Origin of the sequence: Spiroplasma tabanidicola (genome assembly GCF_009730595.1) — a bacterium.
In the GTDB taxonomy this organism is placed as follows: domain Bacteria; phylum Bacillota_I; class Bacilli_A; order Mycoplasmatales; family Mycoplasmataceae; genus Spiroplasma_A; species Spiroplasma_A tabanidicola.
Window position 1 is genome coordinate 1,110,741 of sequence record NZ_CP046276.1, and the last position, 17,277, is coordinate 1,128,017.

Genomic DNA, 17,277 nt, shown 5'->3' on the forward strand with positions numbered 1-17,277 from the left:
CTTAATACTTGTAAATTAAATTTTTAAAATACTAAATCAAAGTAAAAAATAAAATACATAATTTTTTCCAGTACATTTCTTTTTAAATTATAAAAATCTTAATTGATTCATTTATTACAATAAAAATTTAAATTATAAAATCAATCAAATACTTTTAAATTTATTGAAACATAAAATTTTTTAACTCATTTTTTCATATCTTTTTACAAAAACGTACATAGTTCCAAAATCTAATAAAATTGAAAAAAATAATCATGGAATATACAGGGAATAATAATTTAATAATTGTCCTTTTTTAGAATAGTCAAAATATTCATCACTATAAATTTCAATATTATAATCGTCATTTAATTTATATTTATCTCCCATAAAATTAGTAATTTTATTTCGAGAATATAAGATTATGTCATTTTCGCTCGGTTTATCATATTCAAGTTGTTCATTACTATATTCACTTTTTTTTCTATAGTTAGTTATGTAAACATTTTTAATAATTAATTTTCCATATATATACTCAACACTATTTTCATAAACTTTATCAATTGGAACAAATATTTCTTTTGTACTATCTTCTAATAATGAAAGTTCAAAAACAATCATTCAGTTTTTTAACATAAAAGAATTAAGCTTTTCGTATTTCAAAATTAAAGATTCACACAATAAAATAATTTTATCTAAGTTATCTCTCCTAAAACATTCAAAATATTCATCTTTATATTCAAAAAAATTATAATTAAACTGAAAGTTATTTTCTTTTTTTGTTTCTTCACTTTCAAAAAATTTATTAATATTTCTATATCTATCTATTTTTTCAGAATCATTAACAAGTCTTTTATAGTAATAATCACTTAAAGGCCCAAAGGGTTCATTTGCAATTAAATATTCATAAAGATAGTCTTTGTAACCATATGCCATTTTTGATAATTGATTAAAAAGATTTCATCTTATGCGATTATAAAATGAGCTTTCCAAATTATTTTTTGCAATATATAAATCATAAATGTAAGAATTGTAATTTTCTTTATTTTTTAGATCATAAAACTCATCCAGTATATTTGAATATAAATCTATTAATAAAGCTATTTCAGGATGTTTTTTTATGTATTCATATTTATTATTTTGCAAAATATAAGTAGGACTTTTAAAATAGCTATATAAATATGATTGGTTACCTTCAGTGAATTTTGGAAAACTATATCTTGCTATATAGTTATTTAAAATATTTAAATAACTAGAATTATTTGTCACTAAATAAAAATTTTCCAAAATTTTTTTTATGATGGGCACTTCCTCAGAATGTGCATAAGTAGCACTATTTAATTTCAGTAATGAATTAAAATTCATATTAAATAGCTTAGGATTATCTTCTAAAATTTTATATTGATCATCAATAAAACTTATAAAGATGTTTTGTTTATTCACTCTAATAAAGTCATCATAAAAAGCAGATGCCTTTATAATATTGATTTCATTTGAAAAATTATCAATCATTTTGTTTTCCACATAGAATTGTAAATTTAACTTATGCCAATCTTTAACTAAATTTGCAGTCTTATTTTCTGAAAGATTTATAAAAGCATTATAATTTTCCATTATTAAATTATTTTTTATATAAGCTTTATTTGATTTAATAAGTCCAAAGTTATTTATGTTATCTTGTTTAAAAAAATAATTACATATTAAAGATACTGTGAAAAATAATCCCACAACAAACATAATGGCAGCTACAAAAGCTTGTTGTTTTATAAAACCAATACAAATATGATATATAAAATCTAAAAAAAATAAAAAGAAAATTAAAAATAATCAATAAAATAATCTTTGATTTATCAAATACCCTTGCAAAGCTTTATCATACATAAGCATAATTAAATTTACAATTGTAATTTGGATTATAATTAGGTTTAATAAAATTATTTTTTGAGTAATAAAACGAGATAGTCAAATTGTTTTTTTATTCAAACCATTTATAATCTCCATATTTATTTTACCGCTGTATATAGAACTATAAAATAAATTGGTATTTATAAGCAAAGTAAAAATTACAATAAAAAATAAATTAATTATAAAAAAATAAAAACCTACTTGTAAAGAACTTAATTTATTTTCTATTTTATCATTTTTACCAACAAATATAAGTAAAGAATAAGAAACAATGTTAATTAATGTTAATAAACTATATACAATATAAATTGACTTTAATTTAAAAATTTGTTTTATGTTACATTTTAATAATACTTTCATAATATACTCATTTCATTCATTTTTTATTAGTTATAAACTAGTTACTATTATTATATATTAATAAAAAAGTTAAACACTTTTTAAACAAAAAATATCTTTATCAATAGATAAAGATATTTTGTTAAGCATTTTCTTGTTTTAATTTTTAGCCTCAGTAATTTTATTCTTGTAACTATTTTTTATATCTTTGTATTTTTGATTATATTCAAGTTTGTTTAAACTTTTATTTTCGTATTTTAATTTAAGGGATTTAATTTCTTCACTTCTCGAATCTTTTAAAATATTAATATTATTTATTTTTAACTGTTTAAGGCCTGCTTTTTTACTTAATATATCAGTTTCTGGATGTATCATCCCTTCGCTTAAAGCAACAATTGTACTTACAACCATTGCTGCAAGAATATTTACAGCAGTTCTTCCTATATCAAAAATATCTTCTAAAACTAACATGATTGACATTGTAGCTTCTCTAAAACTTGGCACACCTAAAGAGCTAGTTAAACTTGTTATAACTAATGTTGAAGTTCCAGGAGTTCCTGGTATTCCAAATGAAATTATTATCGTCATTATTAAACCTAAAATTAAAAATAATCATATACCTTGGTCGTGAATAATAGGAGAATCAGATCCAGTTCACATTAATGACATAATCAAGCCGCCTTCTGCACCTGCTCCTCCAATCATGCCCATAGTTGTTGATAAAGGAATTATTGTTGATACACAAGTTTCATCAACTTTCATTTCATCTACTAAAGATTTCATAGTATAAGGTAATGTTGCACTTGAAGACTGAGTAACTAAACCTTGATAAGTAGGTCTTCATCCTTTTTGTCACCATTTATGTGGTTTTATTTTAGCAATTGCTAATGCAGCTGTTAAATAAATTACACAAATAAATAAACTTACATATGCTGCTCCTAAAACTTTTGCAACTGCTGTTAAAGCTGTTAAAGATTGAGTTATCATTAAGTTTGTAACAATTGACATAATTGCTAAAGGAATTATTTTAATAAAACTATTTACAATTTTTAATACAATATCTCAACTAGCATCCATTAATTTTACAAATGCTTCAACTTTTTTTGGATTTTTTAAAGATATCGCTTTTACACTTAGCCCTACTACTAACGACATAATAATTACTGGAATTACAGCATCACTTGCAAGACTTGCAAAAAAGTTTTTAGGTAAATAATTTATTATCATGTCAGGAATAGATGTTAATTTAGTATCTTCATCTCCTGAACTTCCGTTTGAAAATTTATCTAAAACTTTTTCTCCTTCACTTGTGACTCCAACTTTAAATAATATTCCAATTCCAGCTGCAATACAAAATGCAACAGCAACGTTAATTACTAAAAACACAATACCTTTTGCAGTAATTCTTCCTAATCTTTTTGAACTTTTTTTGGTAACTGCACGATAAATTGATAAGAATATTAAAGGTATCATCAATAAAGTAATTGACAATATAAATACTTTTTTAAATAATACAGATCAGCTATCTAGTTCTTTAATTCATTGATATTCTGCTAATTGATTTCCTTCTTTATCTGTAAATGACTCAGGAAAACCTACAACAGCTTGTATTATGACACCATAAACTAATCCTAAAACCAATCCTGAAAACAAATGTAAAAACTTATTTTTAAATTTCTTTAGAAAAAATCATAATAATATTTGCAGTGTAAAAAAAACTAAAATTGCAATTAATGATTTATAACTACTTATTGAGATAAAATCTTTTAATTTATCTCAAGTACTTGCATATAACATATTTCCCTTTCTAACCAAATAAAAAAAGAGCATCAAATAAAATAGGTGTATTTAACTATTTTTTATTCAATACTCTTTTATATTATTAGTATAAATTTTATTTTTTTAAATTTTAATAAAGACAACATAAAAGAGTAGATCTGTTATTATCATCATTATTATTTGTTAATATAAATTTACTCATAATACTTTGCCTCCATATTTTTATATTATCACAAGATATATAAAAATACATTCAATTAAAGTAAAATTAAAAATATTTAAAGGAATTTTATAATGAAAAGATGTAATTGAGCAAACATAAACGAATTAATGAAAAATTATCATGACAATGAATGAGCAAAACCTATTTATGAAGATAAAATATTTTTTGAGTTCTTAATTTTAGAATCAATGCAAGCAGGTTTAAGCTGAGATATAGTTTTAAAAAAGAGAGAGAACTTTAGAGTGGCTTTTGATAATTTTGATTATCAAAAAATCGCAAGTTATGGCAAAAATAAAATTGATGAATTAATGAAAAACAAAGGCATTATTAGAAATCAGCTAAAAATAAAAGCAGCAATTAATAATGCAAAACAATTTATTGAAATAATTAAACAGTATAATAGTTTTAGTAAATATATATGAAGTTTTGTGAATAATAAACCTATTATAAATGAATTAAAAAGTGATAAAGATATCTTATCTAGTAGCTTATTATCTGACAAAATTTCAAATGAGTTAAAAAAATGTGGTTTCAAATTTGTTGGAACCACAATAATTTATTCTTTTTTACAAGCCACCGGAATTATAAATGATCATATAAATGATTGTTTTGTTAAAAATAAGTATTAGCTATTTTCTTTTTCTTTGATAATTATAAACTGAGTTTAAAACCATCCCCATCGGAGCTCATTTAGTTATTTTTTTTACAAGTTTGTTAGAAAATCCTGTAATAATGAAATTTTTCTTTTTAACTTTCAAAGCTGCTTTTAAGCTTCTTCTTGCATATGTTGAAGTTTTCATAACTTTAATTGTAGATTTATACTTGGCTTCTTTTTGATTGCTACTTCTATTTCAAAAATCAGTTTTTAAAGGTCCAGGACAAACTGTGATAACCCTTGCTTTTGATTTTGTTTTTTTAAGTTCTGTATTTATAGCCACTCCTAAACTAAAAACATAAGCTTTTGATGCATAATATGATGCAAAAACTGGTGCTGGAGTAAATGCAGCCATTGATCCAACATTAATTACTCTTCCATAATTTTGTTTAACAAATTTTTTTATCATTTCTTTTGTTAAAAAATGCAATGATTTAATATTTAAATCAATCATATTCATTTCTTGTTCAACATCACTTTGTGAAAAATAACCTCAAACTCCATATCCTGCATTATTGATAAATATTTCTATATCAAAGTCTTTACATTTATCTATTACTATCTTATTGTTTTCAAAAACACTTAAATCATAATTTCAAGCAATAATATCTTTATCACCAAACTGTTCTTTTAAAGATTCTAAACTTGAAGCATCTCTTGCTATACCAATTATGTTATAACCTAACTTTAATAATTCTTTGCAATACTCAAATCCAAGACCCTTACTCGCTCCAGTTACAACTGCATATTTATCCTTGCTTATAATTTTTTTCGCCATTAAATTAATCCTCTTTTTTTAAACTGCTTGTGTTAAATAAAACTTTTTTGTTTTTTATAATGTAATTTAACGCTGAAGCTATGCAAAGCACAGTTGTAATATACATTGGAATCATTATAATCTGATTGATTCATCCATACTCATCAAACTTAGTTTTACCTTGAAATGAACCATTAAAAAATCTGAATCCTACAAAAAACAATATTGTTAAACCAATCATTTCAAAAGTTGCACGATATTTTCCCAACTTGTCTGCTGCCATAATCGTATTGCTTGAGGCTAAAATTTGTCTAACAACATCAATTAAAAAATCTCTACAAATTAAAATAACACACATTCAAACAGGAATAATTCCTCCAATTGCAAAAACTATTAAAACACTGTTTGTTAATAATTTATCAGCAATTGAATCAAAGAACTTACCAAAAGTAGTTATTTGATTATATTTTCTTGCAATGTATCCATCTAAAGCATCGGTTAAACTTGCCACAATAAATAAAATTCCTGCAATTAAATATGCATAAGGTAATGAATAATTACTTATATTTATTGCTTTATTAAAAACTCCATATAATAAATTAGCATTATTATCAAAATTACAAATTATCATTAAAGTAATTATGATTGGTATCAAAATTATCCTAATCATTGTAATTCTATTTGCTCAATTCATATAAACTCCCCTTTTTATTTTTTCATAAAAAAACCCAGAACAGTAGGTCTGAGCTTTTATCTATGCAGCAGATTTTTGTACTTTATAATACTTTTTAGAAAGTACACCGATATAAATATCTGCATTAACTAGTCATCCAATAACTCCAGCACTAACTCTTGATAATTTCACAACATCATGAACTCATCCATACTCTTCTACTAAGACATCATAATCAACAAAATTGTCTAAGTGTAAGATTTTATTATAATTTAAAAGTATATCTTTTGACAATTGTAGGATATTTTCAATTTCATTTGTACTTGTTATTTGTTTTAAAACTTCAATAATTTTTGATAGTTCTGAATTTTTCTTTAATCTAGTTGGTAAATGTTCATATCTTGATAAGATGTTTGAAGCTAGTGATGATATTTTTTGAATTGCAAAATCTTCATTAATATCTAAAACTTTCTCTCCGTGTTTTTGTCTAGTTAAATAATTAATATTTTTAAAACACTCTGATAAACTTTCAAATGCGACATTTGCAGAAGATAAAATTACTTCATTTTTAGCAAAAATTTTTACATCAAACTTTTCGTCTTCTAATTGAGATTGATTTTCTTGTCTCAAATCATTTACTTTGTGAATCACGCTGTTTAAAATCGATTCAAGTTCATTTTCGCTGTCTAATTCCTTTAATTTATTTTCGTCATACTCAATTTTAAAATTATCATTATTAATTGTTTGATCTTTCAAACAATCATTATTGTAATAATTGATAATTTCTTCAAAGACTCTTTTAAAAATATCTAGCACCATTTTAAACTCCTATTTAACTACATTTTACACTAAAATACTTTTTTTTACCTTTTTTAACAATGATAGTTTTTCCAAAATATATAAAATTTTTGCCAATAATTTCATCTTCTTTAAAGTCGTTTCTACCTTTTATAGTAATAGATTTATCTCTAATTAACTCTCTAGCTTCTCGATTTGATGAAGCGATTTTAGATGAAACTAAAAAATCAATAAACTTCAAATCAAGTTGTGAGCTACTATTAGGAATTGATAGGCAAATTGCTTTTAATTCACTTTCATTTAAAGATTCAATATCTCCTGAAAAGATAGCTTCAGTTATTTTTATTGCTTTTTGATATCCTTCTTGTCCATGAACTCAACTAACAACTTCTTGTCCTAATCTTTTTTGAGCCAATCTTTTGAAAGGCTCTTTTTTATGTTCTGTTAAAATTTTATCTATTTCTTCTAATTCTAATGTAGTTAAATGTTTTAAAAATGTTTCGACATCATCATCATCTTGATTTACAAAAAACTGATATAACTCATATTCACTTGTTTTATTTGCATCTAACCATATTGTTCCTGTTTCAGATTTACCAAACTTTCCACCATCTTTTTTAGTTAAAAGTTTAAAAGTAACTCCAGCTGCTTTTGAATTTTCTCTTCCAACTTTTGAAGCAATATAATCAGTTCCACTAGTAATGTTTCCTCATTGATCTGAACCACCAAATTGAATTCTACAATCTCTTGTACTATATAATTGATAAAAGTCATATCCTTGCAACATAGTATATGAAAATTCTGTTACACTTAATCCTTTTTCAATTCTTGTTGCAATATTTTCTTTTGCCAATAAATAAGCTAAGTTAAAATCTTTTCCTATAATTCTTAAAAAATCAATTAAGCTCATCTTACCAAGTCATTCATTATTATCCACAACTTCAATTGATGGAATAATTTTTGTAACCTGTTTTCTAATTGATTCAACATTTTCTTTAACTTTATCTAAAGTTAATAAAACTCTTTCAGTATTTTTAAAACTTGGGTCTCCTATCATTCCAGTTGCTCCACCAAGAATTAAAATTGGTTTAAAACCAAAATCTTGAAATCTTTTTAAGTTTATCAACGGAATAATATGTCCAATATGTAAAGAATCAGCTGTTGGATCAAATCCACAATAAACTCCAGCATTATCTTTTTGTGCGTTTAATAATTTTTCTTCATTAGTGATTTGATTTAACAAATCTCTTTGCTTCAATTCTTCTATGATTGATTTCATTATTATTGTTCCTCACTATTTTTAGCAGGTTTTTTATTATCACCTTGTACTGCAACATCTTTACTCATACTTGCACTTACATCTTTTACTTCTGAATAAACTTCATCTGCTTTATCAATTATATCAACAGTAATTAAGGCTAAATCTTTTGCAATTGCTTGAACGTTTTTAGAGTTTTTTATCTCTTTACCAATTTTCATACTTGTTTGTCCCATTTTCATTAAGACTTTATATGCTAGTTCTTTTGATTTAACAGCATCTAGTTCATCACTTACTTCTTTTACTTTGTCTAGTTTCATTTCAATACTTGCAATAACTTCATCACTTTCATTACCTTGAGTTTTTTCTCAAGCTTCATCTAGTGCTGAAATAAATTTTTTGATTTGTGGACGATATTTTTTTATATAATCAACAAAATCGGCTCTTAATTCAATTCCTTTTTTTGGAGCAAGCATCATACCAATGAATGCAAACCCAAAAATTTTAGCTAACTTAAACATTTTTTTAACTCCTTAATTAATCTTCTGAGTTTGCAAAATCTCTTAATTTTTCAACCATTTTATAAAATATATCTTTGTTTTTTGTAGCAACTTTTACTCATGATTTTACATTTCTTTTTGCTAAAGCATCAAAAATATCAACGTAGTTTGAAACTCTTGCAATTGTATCTACTGTTGCATTCAAAATTTCAGATTTATATGTTAAATCTTCAAAAAAGTAATCAACTTTCTTAGCGGCAATCCCTACTTTCCTTAAAGTAATGATTGTATATAAAACTAAAATTATGGCTAATACCATTAAAACAATTATTAAACCTGTTTGTGTTGCGCTTAAAGCATCAGTTGCATAAAAGTGAATTGGTAACATAAATTTTCTCCTTAAAAAACAATACAATTTCATTATACATTATTAGTTAAAATTCTAATCTTTATTATTGAAAGATATCTTATTTATTTTCTTTTTTAAATCTTTCAAGTTCATCATCTCATGAACCTTCTCTTTTATGTCCTGCATTTTTGTCTGGCTGTGGTTTAACACTTTCACTATAATCAACATGACTTTCTCAATTGAATGCTTGTTTTTTATTATTTGCAGCCTCTCTTAAAGCGATTAGTTTTTGTGCTCTTCTAGTTTCAGAATTGTAAGCATTATTATAAATTTGTTTTCTTCTGTCTTTAAGACTCATATTTGGATCAAAAGTTTGATGTGCTTCAACAAATAATAAGTTTTGATGAATTTGGTTTAATTTATTTTTATAATTCTCTTTTAATTCAATAGTTTTTTCGACTTTTTCTTCACTATAACCTTTATTTTTCATTACTTCAATTTTTTTAGAATACTTATTAACAAGTTTATTAAACTTGTTTTCTTCTTTCATAAGTTTTTTATGCTGTTTAATTATATTTTCATTTTTTTCTCTTAATTCAGCAGTTACATCCGAAATAGTTTTTTCTAATTCTTTTCTTTCTTCTTTAGAAACTAAGGGCTCTTGTTTTCTTCTCGGTTTAATTAAAGTTGGTTTACCCTCATTTGGTGAAATACTAATATCTTTTCCTAATCTTGAAGGTCTAATAAATTCTTTTATTTCAACATCTTTGAATAAATCATTAGATTTTTTAATTTCTTCCATTCTTTTTTTAGGATCATTTTGTATATTGTTTTTTTCATCATTTTGATTTGCCATAATTTTCACCGCCCATTTTTTAAAAAAAGATTAATCGGAAATCAAAGTTACATCTTTCTTTTTACCAGTTTTAATCTTTTTTTGTAATTTATCAATATATGTATTTAATTCTTTAAGTTTTGCTATCAAGTATTCTTCTCTTTCTTGGTCATTTTTAAAAGTTTTTGTTTCAAGTTCTAAAATGCTTAGTTCAGTTTCTTTCTCTAAACTTTCGCTTTTAATTTCTTTTAAAAAAAATATTTTATCTTTTACTTCATTTTCTAAACTTTCTAATGAATATTGATCATCATAATCTAGATTAGAGTTTTTAAGTTTTTTTGTTTTGTATTTTGATGTATCTGTATTTAAAAAACGTTGCAGCATATCAACCTTAGTTTCATCAGAACCACCAACAGATCTCATAGCTTCTCTTTTTTCTTGAGCCTCTCTTGATAATCTTAGTTTTCTTTCTAATTCTGTTTCCACTTTATTATTTTTTAAATTTTTATCTAAATATTTTTTTGCCCTATCTGCATAATTTTCTGTTTTTGATTTTGATAAGTCTGTATAAAGATTTTCATCAACTCCACCAGTTCTTTTCATTTCTTCTATTTTATGCAATTTTGCAATAATTGGATCATTTTCTATGATTTCACTTTGCAATTGTGAAGACTTATCTCTAGCTCTATTAATAATTAATCCTAATGGACCTTCTACTTTTCTAGTTTCTCTTTTAATACCAACATTTTTTCTCATTTCAGCAAGTTTATTTGCTATTTCTTGAGTTTCTTCATAAGAAACATTATTTTCTCCTTCAATGTTTCTTGCAATATCATTAATTGAGGGTGCAGCATTTTCTGAATCTACAAAAACAGGATCTAAATTAAGTAGCGGATCATTGTTATAACTTCAATGATTTGGTACTCTATCTTCTTCGTGTTTAGAAAATTCACTTTTGTCTTTTTTATTCTTCTTTTTAATAAGACTCATGTTTTTGCCCCCCAAACTTTATTAATAATATTTTATACTTTTTATTCTTGTAGAACTAATATTTTCTCTTCCAAATTTTGCTTGTTTAACCCCATTTATAAGCACTAAATCACCTGTAAAATATATTTTATTTGCTGTAATTGCTTCACCAACTCCATAAATATCTACTGGAGTATTTTCTTTTTCAAATAAACTAATTTTTTCAACATTAAACCCTGACGAAACTATTATTTTTACATGATTATGTCCAGCGTTATCCAATGCTAATCTTAGTTTTTTTACTAATGTAGGATTAACACCATGAAGTTCTTTATCTTTTTCTTTAACTCCTTGAAGAGATTTATCAACTAAAGCACTTGAAGTATCTAATCTGACTGCTCATAAATCATTTTTAAATTCATTTGCAACAAGCAAACTATCATTAATACAATCATTATTATAATCAACAAGAGCTACTAAATTATTATCTGGAAATGTTTCTTGATATGCTTTTAAAGCTTTTACCAAGTTTCCGTCAAATGATGCAATTAAAGCATGAGGCATAGTTCCTTTTAGATTTGGCTCTAAATCAAGGTATTCAAAACTAGCAGCAGTCACTAAATTATTATTTCCACCAATAAAAGATGCATAACCATCAATTTGTTGAGTGTTATAAAAATCCATTCTATCGTTCATATTTAATATTGTTTTGTTATTTGCAACTCTTTTAAGATTAAAAACATTGGTTGCAATAGTTGATGCTCTTGATAAAATACCATCAAACAAACCTTCAAATCTTGCAAAATCTTTATATTTACCAGTTATTTTTAATATTGGTTCTAACGGTTGAGCTATGTCTCCATCTTGTAATCCTTCAACAATTAAATCTTTTACTCCACTCAATCTTAAAATTTCACAAATTATATCAATTCCACAAATTACAGTATTTTCTTTTCTTTGAAACCATTGCATAGTTACATTTTGATCTGGTTTATATTTATTAAGTATTTCTTTTGTTTTTTTGAAATAATCTGCAGAATAATAATCATCAAATATTCTTAAATCAATATTAAATTTATTTTTCATCTAGATAACCTCTCAAATTGATTTTCCTAAAAAATCATTTGCTAAATTTAATTCAATTATTCCACTATCATTGATATTTCTATTATCAATTTTTAATTCTTTACCACTACATAACATGCCATATGATTCATTTCCTTTTAATGAACCTTTTAAAATTTGAACTCCACTGGGCATAAATGAACCAATTGTTGCTAAACAAGTAATTAAACCTTGTTTAACATTATTTGCTCCACATATTATTTGCAAAATTTCTTTTCCATTATTTACTTTACATTTTGACAAATGAGTACCTTCAATTTTTTCGCACTCTTCAACTTTAGCCACAACAAATTGAGCTTCAATATTATCAATTTTTATATGTTCTTTTAAAGCTTGTTTTGCATAATTCAGCAACACTAAATCTTCTATACGATAAGTTTTTTCTTTATCTATTTTTGGATCAAAAATATTTGCTCCAATTAACTTATCATTATTGAATAATAATTCAATATTATTTACTTTTTTTGTATTATTGACTGCTCTATTTTCAAATAAAACAAATAATACATCAAAATTTTTATTGTAATTTACAAAAAATTTCATATTCTATTCTCCTTTTACACTAGGAATGATTACAAAACAATTATATAATAATTTTGTCTTATATATAACTATGCAACTAAAAAAGTTTGTGTAGTCATAAGTAATAGTTTAAAATATACTAATACTTATTATTAACTATATATAGCGAAGGGAGAGTTAAATGAAAGTAGCAGTTATTATAGATTCATCAGCGGGAATAAAAAATATAAAAGATTTCAAAGATTTGCATCTAGTTCCATTAATGATTACAAAGGAAAATGGAGAACAAATTAGTGACGACGAACATTTTAGTTTTGATGAGTTTTATAAATTAAACGATAGCCAATTGTTAAAAATATCAATGACAATACCAGGTGTTATGATGAAAAAATGAGATGAACTGTTAAAAAGTTATGACAATATTGTATGTTTATTATTGTCAAAAGGCTTATCAAGCCAGTTTGAAACATATAACATGCTAGCTAAAGATGAAAAATATGCAGGTAAAGTTTTTGTAGTGGATACAAATGGTGTTAGCGTTGTTTTAAAACAGCAAGTTTTAGATACAATTGAGCTTATAAAAGAAGGAAAAACTGGACAAGGAATTTTAGAAGTTATTGAATCTAGAAATAATAATTTTAAATGTTTTATCATTCCAAAAACATTAGATCAACTTGTTAGAGGTGGAAGAATTTCAAAAGCAGCAGCCTCAATGGCAAAGTTTTTAAAAATTAATCCTATCTTAAAATATGATGGGAAAATTGATAAAGAAGGAAAAACAAGAACTTTTAAAAAAGCAATTTTAGAAGCTCTAGAGTTATTGCGTAAAAGAACGAAGTCTAAAACTATGGAGTTAGATGTGTCATATTCAAGAACAGATGAAGAAACTTTAAAATTTGTACTCGCAGCAATCGAAGAAAAAGGATTTAAAATTCGTTTGAAAGAAGATATCCCAAACACAATTACATGCCATACAGGTAGAGATACATTTGCTCTATCTATATGAGACACAAATATTAAATAAAATTCGCAATAATTAGGAGGAAAACATATGAAAATAGGAATTTTGGTAGATAGTTCAACTGGTCTTGAGCCCGATAAAATCGCCAACACAAACATTGAAGTGATTCCACTTCATATTATTATAAAAAATACGCAAGATATTCTTGATACAAAAGAACAAAGAGATTTAAATAATGTTTATGAACAAATTCATAATGGGGTTAATGTGACAACCAGTCAAGCTTCTCCAGGAGAACTAATTTTAAAATATGAAGAAATGTTGAAAAAATATGATCATATTATTCATTTACCCATTCCTACAAATTTATCAGGGATGGCTCAAACTGCAGTTATGACTTCTAAAGATGAAGAGTTTTTAGGAAAAGTAACTGTTGTTGATCATTATTTAGCAGCAAATCTATTAGGTAGATTAGCACTTATTTTAAACGATATGACAAAAGATGAAAGTCTTGAAATAAAAGATTATTTAGAAAAAATAAAACTATGAGAAGATAACTCATTGATTTATTTAATTCCAAGTGATTTAAAAAAATTAGCAAAAGGTGGTAGAGCGCAATCTTTATTGCTTTCAGTCTTAAAATTTTTAAAACAAAAAATTGCAATTCAATGAGGATTAAAACCTAAAAAAGCTGCAATGGGTAGAACTATTGGATCAATTATTGATAAACTACTTGATAATATTAAGGAGAAATTTAAAAATGCTTATAAAATAATTCTTGTTAGAACTGAATTAATTAGCGAAAAGTTTTTAAATCAAATTAAAAGTAAATTTGAAGAGTTAAAAATTGATTATGATGATGAAATAATACCAACTCCCTTCCCTTGCCACGCCGGATTAGAAACTGTTGGTTTCTTAATCTATGATAAAAAAATGGAAAAATAAAAACGATTAGAAAACCTAATCGTTTTTTTACCTTACTTGGCAGGGATAGCAGGACTTGAACCCACGACACTCGGATTTGGAGTCCGATGTTCTACCAACTGAACTATATCCCTAAATAAAAAACCTTACAATCGCAAGGTTTACTTCCTGTTTGGCAGGGGTAGCAGGACTTGAACCCACGACACTCGGATTTGAAGTCCGATGTTCTACCAGCTGAACTATACCCCTAGATAACTCTTAGATTATACATTATTTTGTACAAAAAAGAGTTATTTATTTTTTTTACTTTCTACAATCCTTACAAAGACCGTATACATCAAGTTTAAAATAATCAATACAAAAATCAAATTTTTCAATTAATGGTTTTAAAACTTCAGAAACCTTCTCATCTATCGAAGAATAATTTATATGCTCAAATTTCTTACACTTATAACAATTTATATGTATTAATTTAGGTGCAGCAGCCTCATAAACTATTTGTTTACCGTTTAAGCTGTTTGCAAGCAATAGATTTAAGTTTAAGAATAGATCAATGTTATTGTAAACTGACATAACATTAACTGTATCCATTTGTGATTCTAATTCTGATATTAATTCACTTGTAGTAAAATGTTTTCTTGATGCTATTATTTTTAAAATGCATTGTCTTACGTAAGTGATTTTAATTTTATTTTTTTTAAGAATATTTATATATTCTTTGTATAACTCGTCATACATATTTTAGTTTTTAGCTAAAGATTCGATTATTTTTACTAGATCATTTACAGTATTCATGCCCATTAATTGATCATCTGATAAAGTTATATCAAGTTTTTCTTCTAAAAAAACTACCATGTCCATAAGATCTAGTGAGTCCAACCCTAAAGATTTTAATTCTGTATCTTTAGTAATTGCTGCTTTAGCTCCTTTATTTATAAGAGTTCTTTTTATTTCTTCAAAATAATTCATTCTAATCACCATTTAATATTATATATATTTTGTCATAAAATATCATAAAAAATGTGTATTTAAAAATTTTTCGCTATTATAAAAAACTTTTACTATTTTAGGCTTTAATAATTCATCAAAATTAAACTGCAATTTTATGGTTTCTTTTTTAGGACCTAAACTTTTAAAATGCTTTAAAAAATAATATTTAAACATATCGATATTTATAAAAGGTTCCTTACCATCTAAGACTAAAATTTTAATTTTTTCTAATTTACTAAAATTTATAGTTAAATTATTTTCAACAAAATCATTCACAATATTTTCACTATTTTTATCTTCTTTATCATTATCATTATTTGCATTTGTGTTTTCAATTATATCTGTATTTGATTTAACAACATATTTTATTAAAACAACAGTCGTTATAGATAAAAAAGCTGTTACTACTAAAAACGGAATAAATACTTTAGATAATATCTTTTTCATTTTTTATAATATAATCTATAACCGTTTCAATATCATTATCATCAAATGCAAAATTTAATAAATCTGAATTTGTTATATTTAGCTCATATGCTTTTTTAATTTCAAAGTTAACTGACTCTATTTGAACAAGTAAGTTTGATAAATCAATAGTATTTATATTTTTAAATAAATTTAAAATTAATCCACCAAAGTTTATATTTCAGCTAAATGTTACTTTATCATCAATATTTGGATTTTTTACAATTCCATTTCTCCCATATTCACTTTCTCTAACTATATTTTTTTGTATATTATATTCTGTTTTAACATTTGTTTTAAAGGCATAATCATTTTCTGACTCTAATTGAAAAATTGGATTTGGTTTTTTAAGATCATAAAATTTTTTTATGTCTTTTGAATTAATATCTCAAGTAGCTTCAACTACTTTATTATTATTTTGACCAATTTTTAATCTATCCATAAAAGTTTTTAAGTTTAATCCTAAAACTTGTGAGTTTTTTATTTCATCATAAAAAAAATAATTTATATTTTTAATATTTAAATCAAAATCAATTCTATTGGTATCTTCAAATATTTCAATTGTAAATAATTTTTTAACAAGCACTTTTCTTTTAAAGTTTGTTTTATCATAATCATTTTGTAAATTTAAATAAACATAATCATGTAACAAAATGCTTGTGTCAACAACTGTTGTAAAAGGTCTTAAATCAATTATTATATGTCCGCTTGTATTATTATCAAAACCACTGATTGTATAAGAACTATTTAAAGTAAAACTGATTCTCATAATTTTATTATTTCTGATATCTTTAATAGGAACCAATATTTCTCTAAACTCAACATTAGACATTTGAGATAACTTAGTATTTTTAATTTTAAATAACATTTTTTTTATGATATTTTTTTCAGTTTGATTATTTTTTCCTCAATCTAGTTTAATACCTTCAGCTCCAAAATCTGAATCAATAGCCATATTAATTTCAGTTTTTTCAATTGATATATTTATTTCTTTATTGTAAGAATCTCTAGAAATTTTTGACCAAGCGTCATCTTTTATAGTAGGTCTAATTAAAAGTCGATAATACTTTTCTTTACCTATATAAAATTGTTGATTAACAAAAACAACATCCATTGATAAAAAACCATCTTTGTTAGTTTCGATAGTTACTTTATTTCCAATATCGTCATTATTTTTAAGTTGTCCTACATCACGTTGGTATTGCACTTCTGTAATCATATGTACCTCCTAGTATATAATCGAAAAAAAATACTAAACTTTTTCAAAATTT

At 24.6% G+C, this 17,277-nt stretch carries 19 protein-coding genes and 2 tRNA genes; 3 read left to right on the forward strand and 18 right to left on the reverse strand.

The genetic code is table 4. The annotated features are described in order from the left end of the window. Nucleotides 1–180: 180 nt before the first annotated feature. Together STABA_RS04925 and STABA_RS04930 are read right to left on the reverse strand one after the other, a co-directional pair. Nucleotides 181–2,244 (reverse strand): hypothetical protein, encoded by a 2,064-nt coding sequence (locus STABA_RS04925; protein WP_156007137.1) that lies wholly within the window; start codon nucleotides 2,242–2,244, stop codon nucleotides 181–183. A gap of 138 nt (nucleotides 2,245–2,382) precedes the next feature. Then, on the reverse strand, nucleotides 2,383–4,020 hold the full coding sequence (locus STABA_RS04930; RefSeq protein WP_170264712.1) for a dicarboxylate/amino acid:cation symporter: 1,638 nt from the start codon (nucleotides 4,018–4,020) through the stop codon (nucleotides 2,383–2,385). A 276-nt stretch (nucleotides 4,021–4,296) separates the two neighbouring features. Between STABA_RS04930 and STABA_RS04935 the strand changes: the two genes are divergently transcribed. After that, a complete protein-coding gene (locus STABA_RS04935) occupies nucleotides 4,297–4,854 on the forward strand; it encodes a DNA-3-methyladenine glycosylase I (RefSeq protein WP_156007143.1) in 558 nt (185 codons plus the stop codon). Here the strand turns inward: STABA_RS04935 and STABA_RS04940 are convergent, their stop codons facing one another. The 10 genes from STABA_RS04940 to ytpR form a co-directional block, all read right to left on the reverse strand. Continuing rightward, a complete protein-coding gene (locus STABA_RS04940) occupies nucleotides 4,855–5,658 on the reverse strand; it encodes an SDR family NAD(P)-dependent oxidoreductase (RefSeq protein ID WP_156007146.1) in 804 nt (267 codons plus the stop codon). 4 nt (nucleotides 5,659–5,662) lie between these two features. Further along, on the reverse strand, nucleotides 5,663–6,331 hold the full coding sequence (gene pgsA / locus STABA_RS04945; protein ID WP_156007150.1) for a CDP-diacylglycerol--glycerol-3-phosphate 3-phosphatidyltransferase: 669 nt from the start codon (nucleotides 6,329–6,331) through the stop codon (nucleotides 5,663–5,665). A 60-nt stretch (nucleotides 6,332–6,391) separates the two neighbouring features. Next, nucleotides 6,392–7,129, reverse strand: a complete 738-nt coding sequence (locus STABA_RS04950) for a hypothetical protein (protein WP_156007153.1) — start codon at nucleotides 7,127–7,129, stop codon at nucleotides 6,392–6,394. Between the two features lie 13 nt (nucleotides 7,130–7,142). Next, nucleotides 7,143–8,390, reverse strand: coding sequence for a tyrosine--tRNA ligase (gene tyrS, locus STABA_RS04955; protein ID WP_156007156.1), 1,248 nt, complete (start codon nucleotides 8,388–8,390; stop codon nucleotides 7,143–7,145). Beyond that, nucleotides 8,390–8,887 (reverse strand): hypothetical protein, encoded by a 498-nt coding sequence (locus STABA_RS04960; protein WP_156007159.1) that lies wholly within the window; start codon nucleotides 8,885–8,887, stop codon nucleotides 8,390–8,392. The genes tyrS and STABA_RS04960 overlap by 1 nt, the downstream gene beginning before the upstream one ends. A gap of 16 nt (nucleotides 8,888–8,903) precedes the next feature. Next, a complete protein-coding gene (locus tag STABA_RS04965) occupies nucleotides 8,904–9,254 on the reverse strand; it encodes a hypothetical protein (RefSeq protein WP_156007162.1) in 351 nt (116 codons plus the stop codon). A gap of 79 nt (nucleotides 9,255–9,333) precedes the next feature. Continuing rightward, a complete protein-coding gene (locus STABA_RS04970; RefSeq protein ID WP_156007166.1) occupies nucleotides 9,334–10,071 on the reverse strand; it encodes a hypothetical protein in 738 nt (245 codons plus the stop codon). Between the two features lie 30 nt (nucleotides 10,072–10,101). Then, nucleotides 10,102–11,040: a hypothetical protein gene (locus STABA_RS04975; protein WP_156007169.1), complete on the reverse strand. Its 939-nt coding sequence runs from the start codon at nucleotides 11,038–11,040 to the stop codon at nucleotides 10,102–10,104. A 21-nt stretch (nucleotides 11,041–11,061) separates the two neighbouring features. Beyond that, the gene (locus tag STABA_RS04980) at nucleotides 11,062–12,105 is read right to left on the reverse strand and encodes a nicotinate phosphoribosyltransferase (RefSeq protein WP_156007172.1); all 1,044 of its coding nucleotides are present in this window, start codon (nucleotides 12,103–12,105) and stop codon (nucleotides 11,062–11,064) included. Then, the gene (ytpR, locus tag STABA_RS04985; RefSeq protein ID WP_156007174.1) at nucleotides 12,106–12,687 is read right to left on the reverse strand and encodes a YtpR family tRNA-binding protein; all 582 of its coding nucleotides are present in this window, start codon (nucleotides 12,685–12,687) and stop codon (nucleotides 12,106–12,108) included. A gap of 160 nt (nucleotides 12,688–12,847) precedes the next feature. On the opposite strand from ytpR, the gene STABA_RS04990 reads away from it, so the two are divergent. Both STABA_RS04990 and STABA_RS04995 read left to right on the forward strand, forming a co-directional pair. After that, complete coding sequence (locus STABA_RS04990) at nucleotides 12,848–13,690, forward strand: DegV family protein (RefSeq protein WP_156007176.1); 843 nt, start codon at nucleotides 12,848–12,850, stop codon at nucleotides 13,688–13,690. A gap of 27 nt (nucleotides 13,691–13,717) precedes the next feature. Further along, the gene (locus STABA_RS04995; RefSeq protein ID WP_156007178.1) at nucleotides 13,718–14,572 is read left to right on the forward strand and encodes a DegV family protein; all 855 of its coding nucleotides are present in this window, start codon (nucleotides 13,718–13,720) and stop codon (nucleotides 14,570–14,572) included. A 37-nt stretch (nucleotides 14,573–14,609) separates the two neighbouring features. On the opposite strand, the gene STABA_RS05000 is transcribed toward STABA_RS04995, so the two are convergent. The 6 genes from STABA_RS05000 to STABA_RS05025 form a co-directional block, all read right to left on the reverse strand. After that, nucleotides 14,610–14,685 (reverse strand) — tRNA-Trp (locus STABA_RS05000). A 39-nt stretch (nucleotides 14,686–14,724) separates the two neighbouring features. Beyond that, nucleotides 14,725–14,800, reverse strand: a tRNA-Trp gene (locus STABA_RS05005). Between the two features lie 54 nt (nucleotides 14,801–14,854). Beyond that, entirely contained in the window at nucleotides 14,855–15,289 is a 435-nt protein-coding gene (locus tag STABA_RS05010) for a transcriptional repressor (protein WP_156007180.1), read from the reverse strand. A gap of 3 nt (nucleotides 15,290–15,292) precedes the next feature. After that, entirely contained in the window at nucleotides 15,293–15,520 is a 228-nt protein-coding gene (locus STABA_RS05015) for an acyl carrier protein (protein ID WP_156007182.1), read from the reverse strand. An 18-nt stretch (nucleotides 15,521–15,538) separates the two neighbouring features. Then, nucleotides 15,539–15,988, reverse strand: a complete 450-nt coding sequence (locus STABA_RS05020) for a hypothetical protein (RefSeq protein WP_156007184.1) — start codon at nucleotides 15,986–15,988, stop codon at nucleotides 15,539–15,541. Further along, nucleotides 15,969–17,225, reverse strand: a complete 1,257-nt coding sequence (locus STABA_RS05025; RefSeq protein WP_156007186.1) for a hypothetical protein — start codon at nucleotides 17,223–17,225, stop codon at nucleotides 15,969–15,971. The genes STABA_RS05020 and STABA_RS05025 overlap by 20 nt, the downstream gene beginning before the upstream one ends. Nucleotides 17,226–17,277: the final 52 nt, after the last annotated feature.